Here is a 22,076-nt window from a genome sequence, read left to right as displayed (position 1 = left end):
GGCGCGGAAGACAGGCGGCCCGCACGCGCACGGCTGTCCGACCTCCGCGGCCCGCCCTCCCCGCCGGCCGACCCGGGGGGCCACCCGTGCTTCGTACCGCCCAGCGCCGACGTCCCAGACGGCCGCGCGTCCTCGCCCTGTTCACGGCCGGAGCGCTGGCCGTCGCGGGCACGGCCGCCGGGCTGCTGCCGATCGCCGCGGCGGCGCACGCCGACCCCCTCGACGCGTGCACCGCCACCAGCGGAGCCGTCGTCGCGGTCGACTACGGCCACTGGCACGGCCCGGTGCTGCGCGGCTGCGACGCCCACCCCACCACCGGCTTGGACCTGCTGCACACCGCCGGATTCACCACCACCGGCACCGTCCACGACGGGTCCGGCTTCATCTGCCGGATCGGCAACGCCGGCTTCGACGGCGGGGCCGCGTACCCCACCGCCGCCGACGAGGGGTGCGTGCTGACCCCGCCGGCCGGCGCCTACTGGTCGTACTGGATCGCGCCCGCCGGGCAGGACACCTGGACGTACAGCCCGCTCGGCGCACCCAGCGACCACCCCGGCGACGGCGAGGTCGAGGCGTGGGTCTTCGGCCCCACCGACCTCGGCGGGAGCACCGGCGGCCCCTCCTTCACCCCGGCCTCGGTCCGCGCCCAGAGCGCCCCGACGACCCCGCCGAGCACCGGCCCGGCCGGCACGCCGCCGACCCCGCCGGGCGGCGGCGCGAGCGCCGACCTGCCCGCCGCCGCGCGGTGGCTCTCCGGTCGACTCACCGACGGCGACCACGTGTTCGACGGTTCCGCCACCGACTACGCGGCCACCGCGAACACCGCCGTCGCGCTGGCCGCGGCCGGCGGACCCGCCGCCACCGTCCGCGCCATCGACGCCTACCTGACCGCCCACGCCCGCGACTACCTGCTGCCCGACCCGACGGTCGACGTCCCCGCGCCGGCCGCCGCCGCGAACCTGGCGCTGCTCACCGAGATCCTCGGCGGCGACCCCACCGCCACCGCGGGACGGAACCTGCTCGCCGACCTCACCGACCACGTCTGCGACGCGGCCGGCAGCCTCGGCAACTGCACCGCGGCGGGCGACTTCTACGGCGTCTTCTCGCCCGACACCCAGGCCCGCGCGCTGCTCGCGCTGGCCCGCGGCGGCGCCACCGTGCCGCAGGCCGCGATCGACCGGCTGACCGGCATGCAGTGCGCGGACGGCGGCTTCTCCGGCTCCATGCTCGCGGCCGGCGAGAAGTGCGCCTCCGACCCCGCCACCACCGCCGACGCGGTCCTGGCCCTGCACCGGCTGTCCGGCGACGCCGCGAGCGGCACCGGACCGTACGCGGCCGCGCTGGCCACGGCGCAGACCTACCTCCTCAAGCAGCAGTCGGACGACGGCGGCCACGTCGCCCACGACGGCGCACCCGCCGGCGACACCGCCACCACGGCCGCGGCCGCCGAGGCGCTCTCCGTGCTCGGCCGCACCGGCGAGGCGGCGGCAGCCCGCTCCTGGCTCGCCGCCCGGCAGACCGCCGACGGCGGATTCGCCTCCGACGGCTCGGCCGGCGGCGCGGCGGACCTCCACGCCTCGACCGCGGCCCTGCCGGCCGCCGCCGGCGCCGATCCCGGCAGCCTGCGCTACGACGACGGCGCGACCACCGCGCCGACGACGCCTCCGACCACCGGGCCGAGCACCCCGCGCAGCACCGGGCCCGGCACCGGCCCGACCACCCCCGGCGGCGGCTCGGCGGGCGCGTCGCCCGACCTGGCCAAGGCCGTCAGCTACCTCATCGACCGCGGCAACCTCGTGGACGGCCACTCCTACGAGTCGACGCCCGGCGGGCACACCGGCTTCGCGGACTTCGGCCTGACCATCGACGGCGTGTTCGCGCTCGCCGCGACCGGCGGCGCCGACGACACGCTGGCCGGCGTCAGCGACTTCCTCCAGCACGGCAAGGACGGCACCGGCCGCGGCATCGACGACTGGACGCTGATCGGCAGCGCGTACGCGCAGGGCGGTTCGCTCGCCAAGGAGGCCGTCGCCGCCGAGGTCCTCGGCGCCGACCCCCGTTCGTACGGCGGCCACGACCTGATCGCCGCGCTGGACGGCACGCTGTGCACGAAGGCCGACGCCTCCGGCGGCTGCGCGGCCAGGGGCGGCTACGCCTACGCGACGTCCGTCTTCTCGCAGTCCCTCGGCGTCATCGCCCAACTGCGGGCCGGCGACACGGCGAACGCGGCAGGACCGGTCGGCTACCTGGAGAGCCTCCAGAACGCCGACGGCTCCTGGCCCAGCCTCATCCCCGGCAGCAACGACGGCGACGTCGACAGCACGGCGATGGCGATGATGGCCCTCGACCTGGTGCCCGGCGACGCCGCGGCCGAGGCCGTCGGCAAGGGCGCGGCATGGATCGCCGGCGCACAGCTGGCCGACGGGGGCTTCCACGGCGCCGCGGGCGACTCGGTGAACTCCGCGGCCCTCGCCGTCCAGGGCCTCAGCCTGGACGCCGGCGCCCACCCGGCGCAGATCGCCAAGGCCCGTGCCTTCCTCGCACACGAGCAGAACGGCGACGGCGGCTTCCGCGTCGCCTCCGACAGCGACGACACCCGCTCGGACCTGCGGGCCTCCACCCAGGCCACCGGCGGCGCCACCGGAGCCTCCTTCGGCACCCTGCTGCGCGACCTCACCGACCAGAAGGCGGCCGCCGCGGGCTCCGCCTACCTGGTCAAGCAGCTGGCCGGCGGCGACCACCTGTCGAACGCCTACGGCCCCGACTACGGCCTGAGCGCCGACCTCGCCTTCGCGCTCGCCGCCACCGGCGGCCAGGACAAGCCGCTCACCAAGGTCACCGGCTACCTCGCCGGACACGTCGCCGACTACGCCGACCCCGCCGGAACGTCCGCGTACCCCGGCCCCTACAGCGGAGCGGACGCCAAGCTGGCGCTGCTCGCCGAGGCGATGGGGCAGGACCCGCACCACTTCGGCGGCTTCGACCTGATCACCACCCTGACCGGCCACGTGTGCACGGCCGCCACGGACGACGGCGCGTGCACCGCGGCCGGCGACTTCTCCCAGGCGTACTCCACCGTCTCGCAGTCCCTCGGCGTCCTCGCGCTGAGCCGGGCCGGCGCGACCGTGCCGCCGGCGGCCGTCAAGCGGCTGCTCCAACTCCAGTGCGCCGACGGCGGATTCTCCTCCACGCTGGTCACCGCGGCCGCCGACTGCACCTCGGACGTGGACACCACCGGCTACGCCCTCCAGGCGCTGACCCTCGCGCCCGGCCACGCCGACCAGGTGGCGGCCGCCCGCGGCTACCTGCTCAAGGCCCAGCAGAAGAACGGCGGTTACCAGGGCGCGGCCGGCGTCAGCAGCAACTCCACCGCCCTGGCGGTCCAGGCGCTGCTGGCCACCGACCGGGTCCGTCCCGAGCAGGCCCGCGACGGGCAGGCGTTCCTGCGGTCGGCGCAGAACACCGACGGCGGGTTCCGGATCACCGGCGCGGCCGGCGACTCCGACCTGCGGTCCTCCACCCAGGCCGTGCCGGCGCTGGCCGGCACCCCGCTGACGACCCTCACGCACGCGCTCGCACCGATCAGCCCCAGCGGCGGCAACCCGCCGTCCGGCGGCGCCGGTTCGTCGGGCGCCGGTTCGTCGGCCGGCGGCTCGTCGGGCGGCGACGCCGGCTCGACCGAGAACGGCTCCTCGCCGGGCGGCTCGCTGGCGGCGACCGGAACCACCGCGCTCACCGCGGCGGCCGCCGCGGCCGCCCTGCTCGCCGCAGGCGGCGTGCTGCTCGCCGCCCGACGCCGCGCCGCGACACACGGGAGGCACCAGTGATCGGCCACCTCACCCCCGCACGCGCCGCAAGGGGCGCCGCGCGGCGCCCGGCGCGGTTCGCCGCCTGGATCGCGGCGCTGGCGGTCACCGTGGCCGCGGGCCTGGCCCTCCAGACCGCGCCCGCCTCGGCCACGGCGCTCCCACTGGGACAGTGCACGACCAGCTCCGGTGTGATCCTCGCCGTCGACTTCAGCCACTGGGGCGGACCGCTGCTGCGCTCCTGCGGCACCACGCCCACCACCGGCTACGCCCTGCTGAACCAGGGCGGTTGGGCGACCACCGGCACCCAGCACGACGGACCGGCGTTCATCTGCCGTATCGGCTACGGCGGTTACCAGGGCGGCAAGCAGTACCCCGCGTCCGCGCAGGAGCACTGCGTGCTGACGCCGCCCGCGACGGCCTACTGGTCGTACTGGCACGCCGCCCCCGGGCAGAACTCCTGGTCCTACAGCCAGCTCGGCGCGATGAGCTACCACCCCGAGCCCGGCAGCGTCGACCTGTGGACCTTCGGCGCCACCAACACCACGGGGACGCAGGGCCGCCCGACGTTCTCCCCGGACACCGTCCGCGCACGCAACACGGCACCGACCGGCGGCAGTTCCGGCGGCTCCGGCGGAACCGGCACTTCGGGCGGCGGCTCCGGCGGCGGCTCTGGCACCTCCGGCGGCGGCTCGGGCGGGGGGACGCCCGCCCGCCACACGACCGCGCCCGCACGTCCCGCCCACGCCACGACGGCTCCGGCGACCCCCGGGAGGCCGCGCGCGTCCACCCCCGCGTCCCCCTCCGCCACGTCCCCCTCCGCCACAGTGCCTTCGGGCGCGCCCTCGACCGGGTCGGGCGCGCCGGAGGGCGGCGCCACCCCCACCCCGTCCTGCACGCCTTCGACCGCACCCGGCAGCTCCGCGCCCGCCACAGCAACCGCGTCCGCCACGCCCGCCACGCCTTGCGCGCTCGACGCGGAACCGACCGCCGCGGCGGGCCACTCCACCGGCTCGGCGGTGCCGTTCGCGATCACCGCCGGTGTGGTGGCGGTGGCGGGCGCCGGGATCGCCCTGCGGGTCAGGCGGCGCCGGCACGGCGCGGGGCGGCCGTGACCGCATCCGGCAGGCGGCTGCCGCGCGCCCTGCACCCGGCCGCGTGGTGGCTGTGGGCGATCGGCATGGCCACCGCCGTCAGCCGCACCACCAACCCGCTGCTGCTCGCGCTCGTCCTGGCCGTCCTCGGCCTGGTCGTCACCGAGCGGCGCACCGAGGCGCCCTGGGCCCGCGGCTTCCGCTACTACCTCGGGATGGCGCTGGCCGTCGTCGCGATCCGCGTGGTGTTCCGCTGCGTGTTCGCCAGCGGCATCACACCGGCCGACCACATCATGTTCCGTCTCCCGCACATCCCCACCCCCTCCTGGTACGCGGGCATCCAGCTCGGCGGCCCGGTCTCCCTGGAGGCCACCCTGTCCGCGGCGACCGACGGGCTGCGGCTGGCGTGCCTGCTCTGCTGCATCGGCGCGGCCAACACCCTGGCCAACCCCAAGCGGGCGCTGCGGGTCCTGCCCGGCGCGCTGTACGAGTTGGGCGTCGCGGTGACCGTCTCGCTCAGCGTCGCCCCGCAACTCGTCGAGAGCGTCCAGCGGGTCAACCGGGCCCGTCGGCTGCGCCGTGCGCCCGCGACCGGCATGCGGGCCCTGCGCAGCGTCGTCATCCCGGTGCTGGAGGACGCCCTGGAGCGGTCGCTGCACCTGGCCGCCGCGATGGACTCCCGCGGCTACGGGCGGGCCGGCACCGCCACCCGCGCGTCACGCCGTACCACCGCCGCCCTGATGCTCGCCGGCATGCTCGGCCTGTGCACCGGCATGTACGGGCTGCTGGACGGCACCACTCCGCGGGCGCTCGGCCTGCCGGCCCTGGCCGCGGGGTCGCTGCTGTGCTGCGCGGGCCTCGCGCTCGGCGGGCGCCGGGTGCGCCGCACCAGCTACCGGCCGGACCCGTGGCGGCTGCCGGAGTGGACCGTCGCGCTCGGCGGCTGCGCCGCGGCCGTGCTGCTGTTCTGGACCGCGGGCTACGACGCCGGCGACCTCGACCCCTCGCTGTACCCGCTGCGCTGGCCCTCCCTGCCGCTGCTTCCCGCCGGGGCGATCCTGCTCGCCGGTGCAGCCGCCTTCGCCGCGCCCCCGCCGCCGGTCCGCGCCGGCGCGTCCGCGGCGGCGCCCCCGGCCCCGCAGCCGGCCCCCGCCCCCGCTCCGCCCACCGCACACGAGGCAGCCCTGTGATCCGCTTCGACCACGTCAGCGTCCTGTACTCCGGTTCCGCCGCGCCCGTGCTGCGCGACGTGGACCTGGAGATCGAGGAGGGCGAGCTGTGCCTGGTCGTCGGCAGGACCGGCGCGGGCAAGTCCACCCTGCTGGGCGCCGTCAACGGCCTGGTGCCGCACTTCACCGGCGGCACCCTGGCCGGCAGGGTCACCGTCGACGGCCGCGACACCGCCGACCACCCGCCGCGTGAACTCGCCGACGTCGTCGGCGTCGTCGGCCAGGACCCGCTGGCCGGCTTCGTCACCGACACCGTCGAGGAGGAGCTGGCCTACGCCATGGAGCAGCTGGCGCTGCCGCCCGACGTGATGCGCAAGCGGGTGGAGGAGACGCTCGACCTCCTCGGCCTGGCCGACCTGCGCCACCGCGCGCTGGCCGAGCTGTCCGGCGGGCAGCAGCAGCGCGTCGCCATCGGCTCCGTGCTGACCGCGCACCCCCGGGTGCTGGTCCTGGACGAGCCCACCTCGGCCCTGGACCCCACCGCCGCCGAGGAGGTCCTCGCCGCGATCACCCGCCTGGTCCACGACCTCGGCGTCACCGTCCTGCTGGCCGAACACCGGCTGGAACGCGTCGTGCAGTACGCCGACCGCGTCCTGCACCTGCCCGGCGACGGCACCGTCGCCGACGGCGCGCCCGCCGACGTCTTCCGCGGCGCCACCGTCGCCCCGCCCGTCGTGGACCTCGGGCGCCTCGCGCACTGGGACCCGCTCCCGCTGTCCGTGCGCGACGCGCGACGCGCCGCCGCCGGGCTGCGCGAGACGCTCAGCGGCCTGCCCGTGCCGCCGGTCAGGCCGGACGTCCCCGCGCGCGCACCGCTGCTGTCCGCCACCGGCGTGACCGTCCGCTACGGGGACGTGATCGCCGTCCGCGCGGTCGACCTCGACCTGCTCCCCGGGCAGATCACCGCCCTGATGGGCCGCAACGGCGCGGGCAAGTCCTCCCTGCTGTGGGCCCTGCACGGCGCGGGTCCCCGGCACGGCGGAACGGTCCGCCACACCCCCAGGACCGACGAGCCCGCCCCGCCGCCCGCGGGCGTCCCGCGCCGCGCAGGCGGGTCGCGCGGGCTGCTGCGGCGGCGCACCCCGGCCGCCGCGCAGGCGGGCGAGGTCGCGCTCGTCCCGCAGACGCCCACCGACCTGCTGTACCTGGAGACGGTCGGCGCCGAACTCGCCCAGGCCGACCGGGAGTCGGCCGCCGCCCCGGACACCGCGCGCGGCATCCTGGACCGGCTCGCCCCCGGCATCCCCGGGGACAGCCACCCCCGCGACCTGTCGGAGGGCCAGCGGCTCTGCCTCGTGCTGGCCGTCCAGCTCACCTCCGCGCCCCGCGTGGTGCTGCTCGACGAGCCCACCCGCGGCCTGGACTACCAGGCCAAACGCGCCCTCACCGGGATCGTCGCCGGCCTGGCCGCCGAGGGCCGCAGCGTGGTGATCTCCACGCACGACGTGGAGTTCGCGGCGACCTGCGCGGACCGGGTGGTGGTGATGGCCGACGGCGACGTGGTGGCCGACGGCCCGACCGCCGCCGTCATCGTGGCCTCGCCGGCGTTCGCACCGCAGACCGCGAAGATCCTCGCGCCGCTGCCCTACCTCACCGTCGCCCAGGTCGAGCAGGCCCTCGCCACGGCAGGAGCCGGACAGTGAACCCGCTGCGCCCCGGCCGCGCGGGCCGGACCCGCGAACCGCGGACCACCGCCGTACGCGTGCACGCCACCGCCTCGGTGACGATCGTGCTCGCCGCCTTCGTCGGACTCGTCGCGTTCTTCTGGCCGTTCGCCGTCGCCCCCGGCCGGCTCGGCGCCTCCTACGCGCCGCCGCTGATCTTCGGCGTGCTGCTGCTGCTCGTGCTCGGTGTCGTCGTCGCACAGATCGCCGACGGCGGCATCGACGCCAAGGCGCTCGCCATGCTCGGCGTGCTGTCCGCCGTCAACGCGGCGCTGCGCCCGCTGGGCGCCGGCACCGCGGGCATCGAGACGGTGTTCTTCGTGCTGGTGCTCGCCGGCCGCGTCTTCGGGCCCGGTTTCGGCTTCACCCTCGGCTGCACCTCGCTGTTCGCCTCCGCGCTGCTCACCGGCGGCGTCGGCCCCTGGATGCCGTACCAGATGTTCGGCTGCGCCTTCGTCGGCATGCTGGCCGGACTGCTGCCCAGGGCCCGCGGCCGCGCCGAGATCCTCATGCTCGCCGGCTACGGCTCCGCGTCCGGCTACCTCTTCGGCTTCCTGCTCAACCTCTCCTTCTGGCCGTTCTCCCTCGACCCCACCAGCTCCCTCGCCTACCTGCCCGGTCTGCCGTTCACCGAGCAGTGGCACCGCTACCTGGTGTTCGACGCCACCACCTCGCTCGGCTGGGACACCGGCCGCGCCGTCACCAACTTCGTCGCCATCCTGCTGGCCGGTCCCGCCGCCCTCACCACCTTCCGCCGCGCCGCCCGCCGGGCCCACTTCACCGCCCCGGTCCGCTTCGACCCGCCCGCGCCGAAGGCCGGCTGAGCCCGCGTAATCCGGTGGAACCCCGCCGCCGCGCGCCGATAGCGTGCAGCCGCACCTGTCGCCTGGGCAAAGGACGCCCGTTGTACACCTGTTGAGACACACCTAGCGCTGTTCGGTCGCGCGTCGCCCCCGGGCGCCGCGCTTCTTTTCGCTGCGGTCTTTCTCATCGAACAGGTGTACCCCTGTGTCACATGTCTGGGTGGTCGTTCCCACCTGCCTGCCTCTCATCGTGCGCCGTTGCCACGCGTGCTCGTCCGAGCGCTTCCGGGCGCACGGCAAGTTCCGCGTCAACGCGCACCACAAGCTCCTCGACGTCTGGCTCCTCGCGCTCTGCGCCGGATGCGGGGATACGGCGAAGCTCACCGTCCTGGAGCGGGTGCACGTGCGTGCCGTGCCTCCTCGGCTGCTGGACCGGGCGCACGCCAACGATCCCGGCCTGGCCGCCGAGTTGCTCCAGGACCCGGGCGTACGGCGCCGCAACTCCGTCGCCCTGGACTGGTCCGGCGCCTGGCGCCTGGACGCCGGCGGACCGGACCACCGCGACGTCGAGGTCCTGGAGGTGTCCGTGCACTTCGCGGCGCGCGTCCCGGTCCGGCCGGTCCGGTTGATCGCCGAAGGGCTCGGCCTTTCGCGTGCCGAGGTCGAGCGGCTGATCGGCGAGGGGAAACTCGTGTCGGCGCACCGGCTGACCGGCAGGGTCTCCGCGGGCTTCTCCTTCATGCTCAAGCTCTGAGCGTGCCGCGTTCGGGCCCCTCCGGCGAGATCCGCCGGGCGGGCCCGAGCGAGCACCGAACCGGGCGGCAGCGCACGGGTGTACGGGCTGAGCGTGTCGTCCCAGGCGGTCGGCGGCGGCGTCGTGCTCACCCGGCGGCGTGCCCCGGGCCCGCCGCCGGCGGATCGGCGGGCAGCGGGCGCGGCCGGCGCTCCGGGCCTGCCGCCCGGAGACCTCGCCCAGGCGCTTCGCCGGGCCCCGGCCCGGTCCCACATGACGCGGGTCTGCCATGATCCGGGCGCCGACATGAGCCGGGTCCGCACCATCCGACGACTCCGAGGAACAGACTGAGGCCATGCCCACCGAAGAGCAGCCCTGGACCACCACGCCCATTACCGAGGAACTCCTGCGGGGAGCAGTCGAGTTGGAGCGCACCGAGCGCGGTGTGCTGCCGCACCGGCTGCCTGCGCGGGCGCTGGCGCAGTGCGCGGACGCGCAGCTCGCGCTGGCCGAGTCGCAGCCCGCCGGCGTGCGGTTGGCCTTCCGTACCGCTGCCACCGCCGTCGAGCTGGACACGGTGCCCGTCAAGCGGGTCTACGCGGGGGCGCCGCCGCGTCCTGACGGTGTCTACGACCTGCTCGTCGACGGCCGGCCGGCGGGACAGGCGACCTCCTACGGCGGCGACACCCTCACCATCGACCTCGGCGCCGGCACCGCCGAATCGACGGCCGGCCCGGTCTGCACGTCCCGCTTCACCGGGCTGCCCGGCGGCGACAAGGACGTGGAGATCTGGCTGCCGCACAACGAGACCACCGAACTGCTCGCCCTGCGCACCGACGCTCCGGTCCTGCCCGCGCCGGAGCGGGGCCGCAAGGTGTGGCTGCACCACGGCAGTTCGATCAGCCAGGGCTCCGACGCCGCGAGCCCGACGGCGACATGGCCGGCGCGCGCGGCCGCCCTCGGCGGCGTGGAGCTGATCAACCTGGGGCTGGGCGGCAGTGCGCTGCTCGACCCGTTCACCGCCCGCGCGCTGCGGGACATCCCCGCGGACCTGATCAGCCTCAAACTCGGCATCAACCTGGTCAACGCCGACCTGCTGCGGCTGCGCGCCTTCGGCCCGGCCGTGCACGGCTTCCTCGACACCGTCCGCGAGGGGCACCCCGAAACGCCGCTGCTCGTCGTCTCGCCGCTGCTGTGCCCCATCCACGAGGACACGCCGGGGCCGACCGGCTTCGACCTCGACGCGATCGCGACCGGAGAGGTGGCCTTCCTCGCCACCGGCGATCCGGCCGAGCGCGCGTACGGGAAGCTGACCCTCACCGCCGTCCGCGAGGAGCTGGCGCGGATCGTCGCGCAGCGCAGGGCCGACGACCCGAACCTCCACTACCTCGACGGCCGCGAGCTGTACGGCGAGGCCGACCACGCCGAACTGCCGCTGCCCGACCGGCTGCACCCCGACACCGCCGCCCACCTGCGGATCGGCGAACGCTTCGCCGAGCTGGTGTTCGCCGCCGGTCCTTTCGCCGGCGCCCCCGCGGGCCGCGGCGCCTGACGCCGTACGAGGCGCCGGTCGCCGCGGCGGCGGGCCGTCTCCGGCGCCGGCGGCCGCCGTTCACCCCTTCGGGGAGCCGTTGAGGATGCCGCGTTCGAAGAGCCGCTGGAGGCCCAGGGCAGACCAGCACGCGCCGCTCCCGGCGCGCACGTCACAGGGGACCGCGCCGTCCGCCTGTTCGCCGCGCCGCTCGCGGAAAGGACTGGCGGCTGCGGCCTGCCGCCTGCGGCGTCAGGTCAGCGCACGGCGCGCGACGGCGAGGAACTCCGCCTTGAACGGCTCCAGGCGCTCGGCCACGCTCGCCTCGTCGTCCCCCTCCTGCCAGACCGACCCGTTCAGGGCGCGGGCGTAGGCCGCCGCGGGCCGGTGGAGGCCGGGCGCGCACAGCAGCCGGACGCCGTTCTCGGCTATGCGCAGGCCGTCCACCGCCGGCCTGGCCGTCCGGTACCACGCATCGCCGACCTCCCAACGGACGGGCCGTGCATGAGCCACTCCCTCGGCCTCCAGCGCGAACCGGATGAACTCCAGCACCGTCCTGATCTGCTCGGCGCGTCGCTCCTCCGCCAGCGCCGCGGCCCTTCTCCGCTCCTCGGCCCGGTCCGCCGCCCGCTGTGTCGTCCGCTGGGTCAGATACGTCAACGCACCGCCCACGGTCACACCGACCATCGACAGCGCGGGCGTCCACAGATCACCTGTCATGCCCGACTCCTACCAGCAGCCGCCCGCAGCCCGCAGCCCGCCGCCACCGCCGATCCGCCGGTGCGTCAGCGGTGGCCCAGCACGTTGACCACCTGGCCGTTGGGGTCGCGGACGAAGAAGCGGCGTACCCCCCACTCCTCGTCCTGCAAGGGGTGCACGATCTCCGCGCCGCTGTCGAGCATGACCGCGTAGGCCGCGTCCACGTCGTCGACCTCGACGCTCAGGTCGGGGGTGACGGGCGCGGTCCGGTCGGCGGCCATGAAGCTGATCTGCGCCGCCGGGCTCGACGGCGAGGCGACGGTCATGATCCAGCCGTGGTCCATGACCTCCTCGAATCCGAGCCGGGAGTAGAACTCCCGGCTCTCCGGCACGGCTTGCGACCGGACGTTGGGCACGACGCGGCGAACGGCCATCGACGACTCCGGACCATGAGGGGGAGGCGCGACGCGCCTCGGGAGCGGGCGGAGGGCCGGGGCGGCCCCACGCGTCCGCAGCGTACGCGGCTCAGCCGGCCGCGCCGGGGCCGGGCAGCGGGTCGACGTCGTGGGCGTGCATCGGCTCGCCACAGCCGGCGCAGCGCAGATCGACGGCGCCGACCTCGCCGCACGCGTGGTGGCGGTAGACCACCGGCGGGCCGGCCTCGCCCGCGAGCCACTTGTTCCCCCAGCCGTTCATCACCATGAGCAGGTCGACGAGTTCGGCGCCCTTGCGGGTCAGGACGTACTCGTAGCGCGGCCGCCGGTCGTACGGGCGGCGCTCCAGCACGCCGTGGCCGACGAGGTGGTTCAGCCGTTCGGTGAGCACCTTGCGGGAGATCTCCAGGTCGGCCATGAGCTGCTCGAACCGGGTGATGCCGACCCATATGTCGCGCAGGATCAGCGGCGACCAGGGCTCCCCGATGACGTCGAGCGTGCGCGCGATCGAGCAGGTCATCTTGCTGAAGTCGGTCCGCTGCATGGAACCCAGGGTAGCAATCGGAGTTCCCTCAAGGAACTCCGGCTGTTAGGCTCGTGGAGTCTCCTGAGGGGACTCCGAGACGCGTCAGCGCCCTGCCCGACCATGCCCCGCACGACCACGCCGTACCCGCCGGCCCCTGGACCTCCGCCCGCACCCCATGCCAGGAGATGACCACGATGCTCGACCCCGAAGTGCGCCGCGTGTGCGAGGGCACCTCGATCGCCCACCTCGCCAGTGTGCTGCCCGACGGCGGGCCGCACGCCGTGCCGGTGTGGATCGGCACCTACGGCGACGACCGCCTGGTGGTCCTCACCGGGCCGGACAGCCGCAAGGCCCGCAACCTGCGCCGTGACCCGCGGATCGCGCTCTCGCTCGCGCCGGTCGACGACCCGTTCCGGCCGGTCGTCATCCGCGGCCGCGTCGTCGAGTGGCTCGAAGGGGACGAGGGCTGGTCGGTCATCGACCGGCTCGCGGACAAGTACATCGGCCGGCCCTACCCGCGCGAGGACGAGCGGATCGTCGCGGTCATCGCCCCCGAGCGGCAGACGGTGGGAGTCTCCTGAGAGCGGCCGCCGGCAGCGCCGGCGGCCGCGTGCGGGCCGGCGCGCGTCCGCGGCCCGGACGCCGCCCGGACGCGGCCGGGTTCAGGGGCGGTCGAGGCCCCACGTCTGCAGGGCGTAGGGCCGCCCCTTCTCCTCGCCCGTGATCAGCGGCACGTCGAGCAGCGCGAACCCTGCCTTGGCCGCCACGGCGACGCTCGCCGCGTTCTCGGCCTCCAGCTCCAGGATCACCTGGCCGACGCCCAGCTGCTCGAACGCATACCCGGCCATCACCCGCACCGCGCGCGCCGCGAGCCCCTGGCCGCGATGCGCGGGGCCGACCGCGTAGCCCAGCTCCGTGCCCTCCGGGGCGCTGCGCAGCATCACCTCGCCGAGCGGCGCGCCGCCGTCGACGGTGATCGCGAGCAGGACGGCGCTGCCCTCCGCCCGCAGCTGCCGCGCCCGGTCCAGCCGTGCCCGGGCGGCCGCCTCGTCGAAGGGCGAGACGATCGGGGTCCAGTACGCGATGTCGGGATGCGCGAACAGCTCCGGCATCGCCGCCAGATCCTCCTCCGTCCAGTCACGAAGGACGAGACCCTCCCCGGAGATTTCCATCCGCTCCGGAAAGGACGGCGCAGCGCTGTTCATCGTGAAGTCTTCCTCGTCTCTTCGGGGCGAGCCAGGATAACCGGGGGAGCGCGCCGCACGTCCCTCACGGGTGCGGGCGGTGCGCGGCCCCGCCGGGAGCCGGCGGCCGGGCCCCGCGGCCGGCCAGGTGGCGGACGAGCGCGGCGGCCGGCAGAGCACGCCTGGGGACAGCGTGGGTGGGCGAGTCGGGGGGACGTCCACGACGTTCAGCGACCACGCCCCGTCTCCCATGCGGTGAGGCTACCGACCCGGGTCGCGGCGGGCCGCTCCTTTTCGCGGCGGTGGGGCGGCGGCCCGGCGCCCGCCGTCGCCGTAGGGAACGCGCTGGTCACGGCGTCAGCCGAGGCTCCGCAGCACCTCGGCGACGGTGGCCCGGAAGGTCTCCAGCGCCTTCAGGCCCGCGGCGTAGCCGGCGCGGTGCAGGGCGATGTCGGCGGTCTGCTTCCGCGCCCGCACGCCGTGCCAGATCTCGGCTGTGCGGTGGAGGCGTTTGCAGGTGACGTCCGCGACGGCGGTGGCCCGCTCGCGCCGTGTGTGCCGGGTGTCGCTGTCGCTGCCGCGCTGCCAGGCGGTGTCCGTGTACGCGGCGACGGGGTCGGGGCAGCGGGCGAATCCCTTCGCCGCCACGCAACGCGACCACACGTCCCAGGCCGCGCGCACGCGAGGGTCGCGCTCGACCTGCGCGTCGACCTGGGGCGCCCGGATACGCCCGTACGCCAAGGCTCCCCGCGCGTCGACGCCGCGCATCAGCCGCCGGCTCGCCTCGGCGTCGCAGGCGGGCAGCGCCGCGCGTTCGGCGGCGGTCATGACCCGGCCCTGCGGCTGGGCGGCCGAGTGCTTCTCGGGGTCCCAGCCGTAGCCCCAGCGGTGCGGGGCGCCGAGATCCAGGACGCCGTAGTCCGTGCTGACCATGGTGACGGAGACCGTGCGGCCGGGGAAGCGGGCGTCGACCGGGAAGTCCGGGTGGCCGCGGCCCACCATGCACTGCCTGACCGGCAACGCCGTCGCCCGCTCGGATCGTTGGTAGTCCTGCGCGGTGGACGCGTAGCGGTCTGCCGGCAGCGGCCCGAGGTCGGAGGCCGCGCCGACCTCCGCCGCACGCTCCGGGCCGGAGGCACACAGCGCCGCCAGTACCGCCACCCATGCCACGGCGCCCAGCCGCCGCCGCCCCCGCCCCCGTATCGCCATGCCACCGGATGCTGACGGCCCCCGGAGACGGGGAGGCGGCGCCTCCACCGCTGCGCGTCCGGACTACCACTGCGCGTCCGGACTACCAGTGCGTGTCCGGCACCCGCCGGACGTCCGCACGGCGGGTGGCCGTCGGGCCGTCCGGGCCGGGGTAGGGGTTCCTCGCCCAGCGGGCGGACCTGGCCCGTGCCTGGTCGAAGACCTTCGCCGGATCGCCCCCGCCGTTCCAGGGCTCGGCGCCGCAGTAGGGGCCGATCAGCCGGAACTGGTCGAGCGCCGCGTCGTGCAGGCCGGCCCTGCCCAGGTGGTACGCGAGCAGGTGGCGCACCGGGGGCATGCGTTCGTCGTCGGCGGGGACGGTGGCGAGGGACGCGGCGGTCCGCGCCAGCAACGCCTTGCGCCCGCGGGTAAGGCGCACCGAACCGTGGCGCTCTTTCAGCTCCTGGAGGGCGTGGAGGTACATCGCCGCGAGCGGGCTGCCCTCGGGGGCGCAGTCCACGGCCTGCTCGGCGAACCGGAGCATCAGCGAGTCGGAGCCCGCCCACTTGGCGCACCAGAACTGCAGGGCCTGCCAGTGGGCTTCGTAGTGGTGCGGCGCACGGGCGGTGAGTTCGGCCCACAACGGCTGGAAGTCGTCGGGGGAGTACCGCGCCCCCCGCGCGGCCGTGACCATGACGACCCACGGGCCCGGGTTCTCCGGGGCCAGCTGCGCCGCTCGGCGGGCCGCCTCGATCGAGGCGGGAAGCAGCGCCCTGAACTGTGCCATCCGCGCGTACGGGACCTGATGGGCGTACCCGCTGCCGCGGATCCGCCAGGCCTTGTGGACCATCAGCGAGGCGTGCAGGGTGGCGGCGTCGCAGTCCTCCGGCTGCGCCTGGCACCATGCGTCCACCCACGCGTCGGCCCAGCCGTCCTCGTCGCGGGCGACCGCCTGGAGGAACTCCGCGCGGCGCCACCGGTCGTCCCAGTCGTCGCCGGCCGCCGCCACGTACGCCGCCGCCGGTTGCCAGTCGCCGTCCTGGCGGGCCGCGGCGGCGATGGCCTGCGCCTCCTTGAGCCGGTACGCGGGCAGGGGCGGCCGGTGCCGCCGGGCGTCGAGCACTTCACGCGGCGGCAGGCCGTGGGCGAGGGGGTCGAAGCGGAAACGCGGCGACAGGGAGCGGAGGTTGATCACGGGGCGATCTTCGCCGAGGCCGGTGGCGCGGAGCAAGGCTTTGGCCTGGGGGGAGGTCCGGGTGCGGTGCCCGGCGTGACCGGACACCGCACCGCACGGCGTGCTGCTTTCCCGAGCGCATCTGATCTTTCGACCGCACCGTGCACTGAGCCCCTGTCCGCGCGCTCGCCCGGTAGGCGCGGCCATCTGGGTGAACTCCGCGGTCGTCCGGCGGCCGCTCGGCGGGTGAAGGGCCCCGTGGGGCCCGACTCCGCGTCGGCGCCCACTAGTTGAACGTGTTCAAAACTCGTGCGAGAATGCCGTCGGGGCTACGGGAGGCGGGGGTGGGACGCATGACGGCGCGTCAGGAGTGGTCCACGGCCGGGCGCGTGGCCTGGCTCGTCGGAGCATGCCTGCTGTGGGCGGGGGTGATCGCCGCCAGCCCCTGGATCCCGACGGCCGCGGGCGTCGTGGATCTGACCGGGGTCACCATGATCGCGACCATGGTGACCTGCGGCTCCGCGGTCTCGCTGGCGCTGGGAGCGCTCCTCGGACGGGCTCGCGCCTACTGGACGCTGGCGGCGTGCGCGGCGGTGGGACCGTTCCTCTGGGTTCTCGACGTGGTGGTCCACAGCGATCCCGACGTCCACACGTCGGACGCGCCCGCGCTCCTGCTGGTCCCGCTGGCCCTGGTGTTCGTCAGCTCACCGCTGGCGGTCGGCGCGCTGGCGGGCCGCGCCTGCGGGGTGCGCCATCCCGGGGGTGAACCGGCGCCGCGGGCGGCATGCTCCGGCGTCGACCGGTAATGATGGACGCATGACCGTGACCTTCCGCGCCGTCGTTCTCGGCACCCCCGATCCGCCCGCGCTCGCGGACTTCTACCGAGCGCTGCTCGGCTGGGCGGAGATGGACAGGGAGCCGCACTGGGTGCGGCTGCGCGACCCGGAGAGCGAGCGGTCGGGGCTGAGCTTCCAGTACGAGCCCGACCACGTGCCGCCGGTGTGGCCGCAGCGGCCCGGCGTCCAGCAGATGCAGGCGCACCTGGACCTCCTCGTGGACGACCTCGACGCCGAGGCCGCCCGCGCGGCCGCTCTGGGGGCGACCGTGGAGGAGCACCAGCCGCAGGACGACGTCCGCGTCATGCGCGACCCGCACGGACACCTCTTCTGCCTCTTCCTGCCGGGCGCCTGAGGCGCACCCCCGGGAACCCGCCGTCTGCACGCGCCTGACGCGCGGATCGCCGCGCGCCGCCTGCCACGGTCAGGCCCCGACGACCGCCTGGTCGCCCTGCGGTCCGCGGGTGGCCGGATTCGCGCTGCGGTACCTGCTGCGCCGGGCCGCGTCGCGGCGCTGGCCGTCCGGCGGCGGCGCCCCGGGGCGCCGGCCCCCTCCCACGGGCCCCTCACGTCGGCGGCGGGCCCGCAGCGGTGCGCCGGAGAGCGCTCGCCTGCTCGCCGCAGCGTGAACCGGGACCGGCTTCGCGGCGTCGACCGGGAAAACCCGGTTGCACCACTCCGCTAACATGTTCGATCTTACGGTGGTGACCGCCGTGCTCGCCCGCCCCCGACCGGAAACGGCGTCGTCCGACCCAAGTGCGACCCATGCAGACGAAATCGAACAAATCGACTCCACATTGATATCCAAGGCATCGCGAATACCCTCGCGGACAGACAACAGAACAGCGTTCGCCCTGTGGCGCCGACCGCGCGTCCGGCTGTGGACCGCGGTGAGCGTGGCGGCTCTCGGATTCCTGGTCGCGCTGGAGATCGCGGCGCGTCATTACGACATACCGGGACCGATCACCACACAGGCGCAAGAGGTGGTATTCGCCCCCAAGTCGGGCGGGCTGCTGTACGCCAGCATGGCGCTGGTGATGCTCGTGCTCACCTGGCGGGAACGGTTCCTCGCGCTCGGCGCCGCGATCGGCATCGACGTCGCGTTCCTGCTGGTGCGGTGGGCGGTGGGGGCCGAGCCGACCTTCGGCAACGGCGCGCTGTGGGTGATCATCGGCTGCGCGGTCATCGCCCTGACGCGCCGCACCGGACGCGAACGCGTCCTGCTGCTCAAGGGCGTGGGCCTCGGCCTGCTGCTGGTGACCGGCCGCAAGACCGGCGACACCTGGCTGCTCCTCACCTCGAAGACCCGCCCCGCGGTGCTCGACCCGTACGCGGAGACCGCCGACCACGCGCTCGGCAACCCGTCCTGGCTGGCCGGGCGGATCGTCCACGCGAGCGGCCCGGTCGGGTCCCATCTGCTCGAATACGTCTACATACAGCTCGCGGTGGCCGCGGTCTTCGTCACGCTCTACCAGCTGCGCCACGTGGCGGTCGAGCGCGGCTTCCCGCGCCACCACCTGGTGCGCACCTTCCTGGTCATCGGCCTGATCGGGCCGGCCGTCTACATGATCTTCCCGACCGTCGGCCCGGTCTTCGCCTACGGCGCCGACGGCGGTCACTGGGCGGCGGCCGACCTGTGGCCGAACACCGCGCCGCCCATCAGCGCCCCGCACCCGCTGGCGTTCGACGCGATCACCCCGCGCAACTGCATGCCCAGCCTGCACACGGCGTGGGCCACCGCGATCTTCATCCACTCCCGCAACGGCCCGCGCGCCCTGCGGTACGCGGGAGCCTTCTGGCTGGTCGCCACCCTCAGCGCCACCCTGGGATTCGGCTACCACTACGGCGTCGACCTCGTCGCAGGCGCGGTCTTCGCCCTCACGATCGAGGGCGCCCTGCGCGCCCACGACGCGGGCTGGCACCGGTCCGGCGTCCGTTTCGTCGCCTACGGCGCGACCGTCTTCACCGCACTGCTGCTCTCCTACCGCTACCTGCCCCAGCAGATGGCCGAGCACCCGTGGTTCTTCGGCCCTCTCCTCCTCCTGGCCCCGGCCTCGGTCATCTACGGCTACCTACGAACGACCGCCCGGGAGGAGCCCCCACCAGTACCCGCGCAGCGCCTCGTACCGCAACCCGAAATGGTGTGACCCCGCCCGGCGGGGCCGTCGGCCGGGGGATGCCCGACCGAACGCCCCGGACCGGGAGAGGTCCGGGGCGGGCGCGCGGCACGGTCCGGCGGCGGGACGCGCCGTACGCGGCCTAGCAGGTCGGCGAGTCCATGATGCGGATCTTGTCGACCACCCAGGAGTTGTTCCACACGATGGTGTTCGGCTCCAGGCACAGCGTGCTGCCGTTGGTGTAGTGGAGCAGCGCGCCGTCGTCGTTGCGGGAGTTGTAGACGGAGTACGCGCCGAAGGCGGCCGAGCTGAGGGTCTGGTAGCCGCTGGTGACGTCCTTGTAGGCCGCGTTCCACTCTGCGCGTTCCACCGGGCCTGCGTCTTGTAGAAGCAGACCTGCGGGTAGCCGCAGCCGTACGCGGTGTTCGCGCTGGCCGTGGAGACGCCGGCGAAGGTCACGGCGAGCGTGGCGCAGGCCACCGCCGCGCCGCCGGCGAGCATTCTCATCGAGCGCATGGTTCCCCCTGACGTCCGGGCTCCGGGGTGGAGCCCCGCGTGCCGTCCAGCCTCCTGGAGGGCGCCGGGCGCGGCGAGGTGTTTCACGCGTGCCTGAAAGTCGCAGCCACCGGTCCCGACGGCGCGGGGGACAGGGCATGCCGCGCTCCGTATACTCCGCGGCAGCACGAGTGCGCCGGCAAGGGGGAGGCCGCATGCTCAGGCTCTTCTTCACCCCGCAGGACATCGCCCGCGTCCGCATGGCCCCACGCCCGCACCCGCTGTGGGAGCTGGTGCTCGCCACGACCCTGCTGGGCGGATCGCAGGGCGAGGCCGTGTTCGGGCCCTGGCGGCGGCAGGCCAGGCGCGACCTGGGGGCGCTCCCCATGTGGCAGCCCCGCCTGCTGCGCGCGCTCGCCCCGCCCCGAGGGGACTTCCCCGACTTCCTCACCCCCGAGCTGGGCCTCGGCGGGCTGGAGCAGGGGATCGACGCGGCGCTGTCCGTACCGCGCAGCCGATTACGGTCCGAGCTGCGCTGCCTGCCGGGGCTGCCCGGCTGGGCGCACCCGCTGGCCGGCGGCGACCGCGAGGTGCTGGACGCGCTGGGCCGGACGCTGCGGGACTGCTACGCGGCCCTGGTCTCCCCCTACGAGGAGCGCGTCGCCGCGCACGTCGACGCGGACCGCTCCAGTCGGGCGAGGGACTTCCTGGCGGGCGGCAGCGAGGGTCTGCTGGCCGGGCTCGGGCCCGCGATGCGCTGGCAGCCGCCGGTCCTCGACGTCGACTACCCGGTGCGCCGCGACCTCCATCTGAACGGCCGCGGGCTGCTGCTGGTCCCGTCCGTCTTCTGCTGGCGGACACCGGTCACGCTGATCGACCCCGACCTGCCGCCCGTACTGGTCTACCCGGTGACCAGGGGCGCCGACTGGTGGGCGCCGCCGCGCGGCGGCCAGGCGGCCTCGCTGGAGGCGCTCCTCGGCCGGCGGCGGGCGGCCTGCCTGCGCCACCTCGACGAGGGCTGCACCACCGGCGAACTCGCCCGCCGCATCGGCTCGGGAGCCGCCGCGGCGAGCCAGCACGCGGCCGTGCTCCGGGAGGCGGGGCTGCTGGCGACCGTACGGCGGCGGAACTCGGTGCTGCACACCCTGACGCCGCTCGGCCGGGCCCTGCTCGCGCAGAACCCCGCGCCGGGCCGGCCGGCGGGGTGAGCAGGCCCGGCGACGCCGGACCGCGCCCGCACGGCGCCTGCGCGGCGCCGGCGCCGCACCCGCGCCGCGCCCGTACCCTTCCTCGGCGCGTGTGGCCCTCGCTCGCCTCCCCGTCACCCGTCAGCGCTCACACGTCACCCGCCGGCTGTCACCTGATCTCGTGGTCCGCGCTCTCGATGGAGTGAACGCGGCCGTGGCGTGTTCGGCCTGCCGAGAGGTGGCGGGCTAGGTTCGGGGAGGACAGGCGCATTCCCGCTCAGGCCGTCGCGCACGGCCGGGCGTGACCATGGTCGCCGACCGCAATCAGCCTGTCGTGAGCCTCGGACGCCCTGCGCGGGCGGCGGCGGACTCGTGTCGCTGCCGGCGGCGCGGCGCCTCGCGGGGCCTTGTGAGACGGGGGTGTCCTTGGAGCACACCAGCAGCTTCACCGATCCGCCCGCGCGGACAGGCGTGCCGGACGGCTGCCCGCGGCCGGCAGGTCGCGCCGCCGTGCCGTGCGCCTGGCCGCCGGACGTGGTGTGACCGTGCCGGGCACCGCGACGGCGGAGTACGCGGGGCTGGCAGGCGCGGCCAGCGCCGCGGTGTGCTGGCTGAACCTGGCGCGGCGCTTCGCGGACCGGGGGCGGCTGGCCGGCTCCCGCTTCTCGGTGGGCCTGACCGTCGCGGTCGTGGCCGCCACCGTCACCGTCGCGGTGACCACGACCCTCCTGCTCTCGCAGACCCACGGCCTGCCGGCGGCCGCGGCCGGTGTGCTGGCCGGCGCCGGTGTCTTCCCCCGCACCCGGCAGACGCCGGCCGACCACAGCCGGACGCTGACGCGGGTGATGTCCCTGGGGATCGCCTATCTCACCGACCGTCTGGTGGATCGGATGCGGCGGGACGAGGCCGCGTGGTGCGAGGCGATGCTGTCGGGGTTCAAGGACTTCACGCAGATGCAGTCCTTCGTCCAGGCGCTGACGGTGGACTACCTCCAGCCGCGCCTCGACCCCAAGCTGTACGCCGACGCCGAACAGCGCCTGGACGCGGCGAGTTCCGCGTTGGTGGAGGCCGCCGCGTGCCACGACCGCATCGACGCGGCCTGCCGGCAGACCGATCCCCCCGAGGAGCCCCGGCGGCGCACGATGGCCGAGCAGCACGAGTACGACCGCACGTCGGGATCAGCCCGCAAGGCCGTGAAGTTCGTGCTCGCGCTGGTCTACGAGCACGGCCGCCGCAGCGAGCAGCCCGCCCTCCAGCGCATCCGCTGCGAAGCGGCCCCCGACGCGGCGGCGGTCGAACACGTCCCGGAGCAGCGGCGTTCGAAGGCGCCTGCCGGCCCACGCTCCTGACCGCGATCCGGGGTACGGACGCGGACG

20 protein-coding genes are annotated in these 22,076 nt (G+C 75.4%); 13 read left to right on the top strand and 7 right to left on the bottom strand.

Annotated elements, in window-relative coordinates; genetic code table 11:
* The first annotated feature begins 86 nt into the window (after window positions 1-86).
* From V2S66_RS29880 to V2S66_RS29850, 7 genes are all read left to right on the top strand, one after another.
* A complete protein-coding gene (locus V2S66_RS29880) occupies window positions 87-3,827 on the top strand; it encodes a prenyltransferase/squalene oxidase repeat-containing protein (RefSeq protein ID WP_330799866.1) in 3,741 nt (1,246 codons plus the stop codon).
* On the top strand, window positions 3,824-4,921 hold the full coding sequence (locus tag V2S66_RS29875) for a hypothetical protein (protein WP_330799865.1): 1,098 nt from the start codon (window positions 3,824-3,826) through the stop codon (window positions 4,919-4,921). The genes V2S66_RS29880 and V2S66_RS29875 overlap by 4 nt, the downstream gene beginning before the upstream one ends.
* Window positions 4,918-6,090 carry a CbiQ family ECF transporter T component gene (locus V2S66_RS29870; RefSeq protein ID WP_330799864.1) on the top strand — a complete coding sequence of 391 codons (1,173 nt, stop codon included), beginning with the start codon at window positions 4,918-4,920 and terminating at the stop codon, window positions 6,088-6,090. Before V2S66_RS29875 ends, V2S66_RS29870 begins: the two co-directional genes overlap by 4 nt.
* Complete coding sequence (locus V2S66_RS29865; RefSeq protein ID WP_330799863.1) at window positions 6,087-7,772, top strand: ABC transporter ATP-binding protein; 1,686 nt, start codon at window positions 6,087-6,089, stop codon at window positions 7,770-7,772. The genes V2S66_RS29870 and V2S66_RS29865 overlap by 4 nt, the downstream gene beginning before the upstream one ends.
* 59 nt (window positions 7,773-7,831) lie before the next feature.
* Window positions 7,832-8,617 carry an ECF transporter S component gene (locus tag V2S66_RS29860; RefSeq protein ID WP_330799876.1) on the top strand — a complete coding sequence of 262 codons (786 nt, stop codon included), beginning with the start codon at window positions 7,832-7,834 and terminating at the stop codon, window positions 8,615-8,617.
* A gap of 199 nt (window positions 8,618-8,816) precedes the next feature.
* Entirely contained in the window at window positions 8,817-9,350 is a 534-nt protein-coding gene (locus V2S66_RS29855) for a DUF1062 domain-containing protein (RefSeq protein ID WP_413966515.1), read from the top strand.
* A 334-nt stretch (window positions 9,351-9,684) separates the two neighbouring features.
* A complete protein-coding gene (locus V2S66_RS29850) occupies window positions 9,685-10,881 on the top strand; it encodes a GDSL-type esterase/lipase family protein (RefSeq protein ID WP_330799861.1) in 1,197 nt (398 codons plus the stop codon).
* 231 nt (window positions 10,882-11,112) lie between these two features.
* Here the strand turns inward: V2S66_RS29850 and V2S66_RS29845 are convergent, their stop codons facing one another.
* The 3 genes from V2S66_RS29845 to V2S66_RS29835 form a co-directional block, all read right to left on the bottom strand.
* Entirely contained in the window at window positions 11,113-11,580 is a 468-nt protein-coding gene (locus V2S66_RS29845; protein WP_330799860.1) for a hypothetical protein, read from the bottom strand.
* A gap of 65 nt (window positions 11,581-11,645) precedes the next feature.
* The gene (locus V2S66_RS29840) at window positions 11,646-11,993 is read right to left on the bottom strand and encodes a VOC family protein (protein WP_330799859.1); all 348 of its coding nucleotides are present in this window, start codon (window positions 11,991-11,993) and stop codon (window positions 11,646-11,648) included.
* Window positions 11,994-12,084: 91 nt separating this feature from the next.
* Entirely contained in the window at window positions 12,085-12,537 is a 453-nt protein-coding gene (locus tag V2S66_RS29835) for a winged helix-turn-helix transcriptional regulator (protein WP_330799858.1), read from the bottom strand.
* A 167-nt stretch (window positions 12,538-12,704) separates the two neighbouring features.
* Here V2S66_RS29835 and V2S66_RS29830 point away from each other — a divergent pair, with 167 nt between their 5' ends.
* Window positions 12,705-13,100: a TIGR03618 family F420-dependent PPOX class oxidoreductase gene (locus tag V2S66_RS29830; protein WP_330799857.1), complete on the top strand. Its 396-nt coding sequence runs from the start codon at window positions 12,705-12,707 to the stop codon at window positions 13,098-13,100.
* Window positions 13,101-13,181: 81 nt separating this feature from the next.
* Here the strand turns inward: V2S66_RS29830 and V2S66_RS29825 are convergent, their stop codons facing one another.
* The 3 genes from V2S66_RS29825 to V2S66_RS29815 form a co-directional block, all read right to left on the bottom strand.
* On the bottom strand, window positions 13,182-13,724 hold the full coding sequence (locus V2S66_RS29825) for a GNAT family N-acetyltransferase (protein ID WP_330799856.1): 543 nt from the start codon (window positions 13,722-13,724) through the stop codon (window positions 13,182-13,184).
* A gap of 336 nt (window positions 13,725-14,060) precedes the next feature.
* The gene (locus tag V2S66_RS29820) at window positions 14,061-14,912 is read right to left on the bottom strand and encodes a hypothetical protein (RefSeq protein ID WP_330799855.1); all 852 of its coding nucleotides are present in this window, start codon (window positions 14,910-14,912) and stop codon (window positions 14,061-14,063) included.
* An 82-nt stretch (window positions 14,913-14,994) separates the two neighbouring features.
* The gene (locus V2S66_RS29815; RefSeq protein WP_330799854.1) at window positions 14,995-16,086 is read right to left on the bottom strand and encodes a tetratricopeptide repeat protein; all 1,092 of its coding nucleotides are present in this window, start codon (window positions 16,084-16,086) and stop codon (window positions 14,995-14,997) included.
* 332 nt (window positions 16,087-16,418) lie between these two features.
* Here V2S66_RS29815 and V2S66_RS29810 point away from each other — a divergent pair, with 332 nt between their 5' ends.
* From V2S66_RS29810 to V2S66_RS29800, 3 genes are all read left to right on the top strand, one after another.
* The gene (locus V2S66_RS29810) at window positions 16,419-16,871 is read left to right on the top strand and encodes a hypothetical protein (RefSeq protein ID WP_330799853.1); all 453 of its coding nucleotides are present in this window, start codon (window positions 16,419-16,421) and stop codon (window positions 16,869-16,871) included.
* A 10-nt stretch (window positions 16,872-16,881) separates the two neighbouring features.
* Window positions 16,882-17,256 carry a VOC family protein gene (locus tag V2S66_RS29805; protein ID WP_330799852.1) on the top strand — a complete coding sequence of 125 codons (375 nt, stop codon included), beginning with the start codon at window positions 16,882-16,884 and terminating at the stop codon, window positions 17,254-17,256.
* Between the two features lie 499 nt (window positions 17,257-17,755).
* Window positions 17,756-19,048 (top strand): phosphatase PAP2 family protein, encoded by a 1,293-nt coding sequence (locus V2S66_RS29800; protein WP_413966516.1) that lies wholly within the window; start codon window positions 17,756-17,758, stop codon window positions 19,046-19,048.
* A gap of 112 nt (window positions 19,049-19,160) precedes the next feature.
* Here V2S66_RS29800 and V2S66_RS29795 read toward each other — a convergent pair whose 3' ends face one another.
* Window positions 19,161-19,388: a hypothetical protein gene (locus tag V2S66_RS29795; RefSeq protein ID WP_330799850.1), complete on the bottom strand. Its 228-nt coding sequence runs from the start codon at window positions 19,386-19,388 to the stop codon at window positions 19,161-19,163.
* Between the two features lie 340 nt (window positions 19,389-19,728).
* Between V2S66_RS29795 and V2S66_RS29790 the strand changes: the two genes are divergently transcribed.
* Entirely contained in the window at window positions 19,729-20,721 is a 993-nt protein-coding gene (locus V2S66_RS29790) for a transcriptional regulator (RefSeq protein WP_330799849.1), read from the top strand.
* A gap of 524 nt (window positions 20,722-21,245) precedes the next feature.
* On the top strand, window positions 21,246-22,049 hold the full coding sequence (locus V2S66_RS29785; RefSeq protein ID WP_330799848.1) for a hypothetical protein: 804 nt from the start codon (window positions 21,246-21,248) through the stop codon (window positions 22,047-22,049).
* Window positions 22,050-22,076 lie beyond the last annotated feature (27 nt).

This window comes from Actinacidiphila polyblastidii (assembly GCF_036353415.1).
Lineage (GTDB): Bacteria > Actinomycetota > Actinomycetes > Streptomycetales > Streptomycetaceae > Actinacidiphila > Actinacidiphila polyblastidii.
The sequence above is the reverse complement of the archived record's forward strand: the minus strand, read 5'-3'. Positions and strand labels throughout refer to the sequence as shown.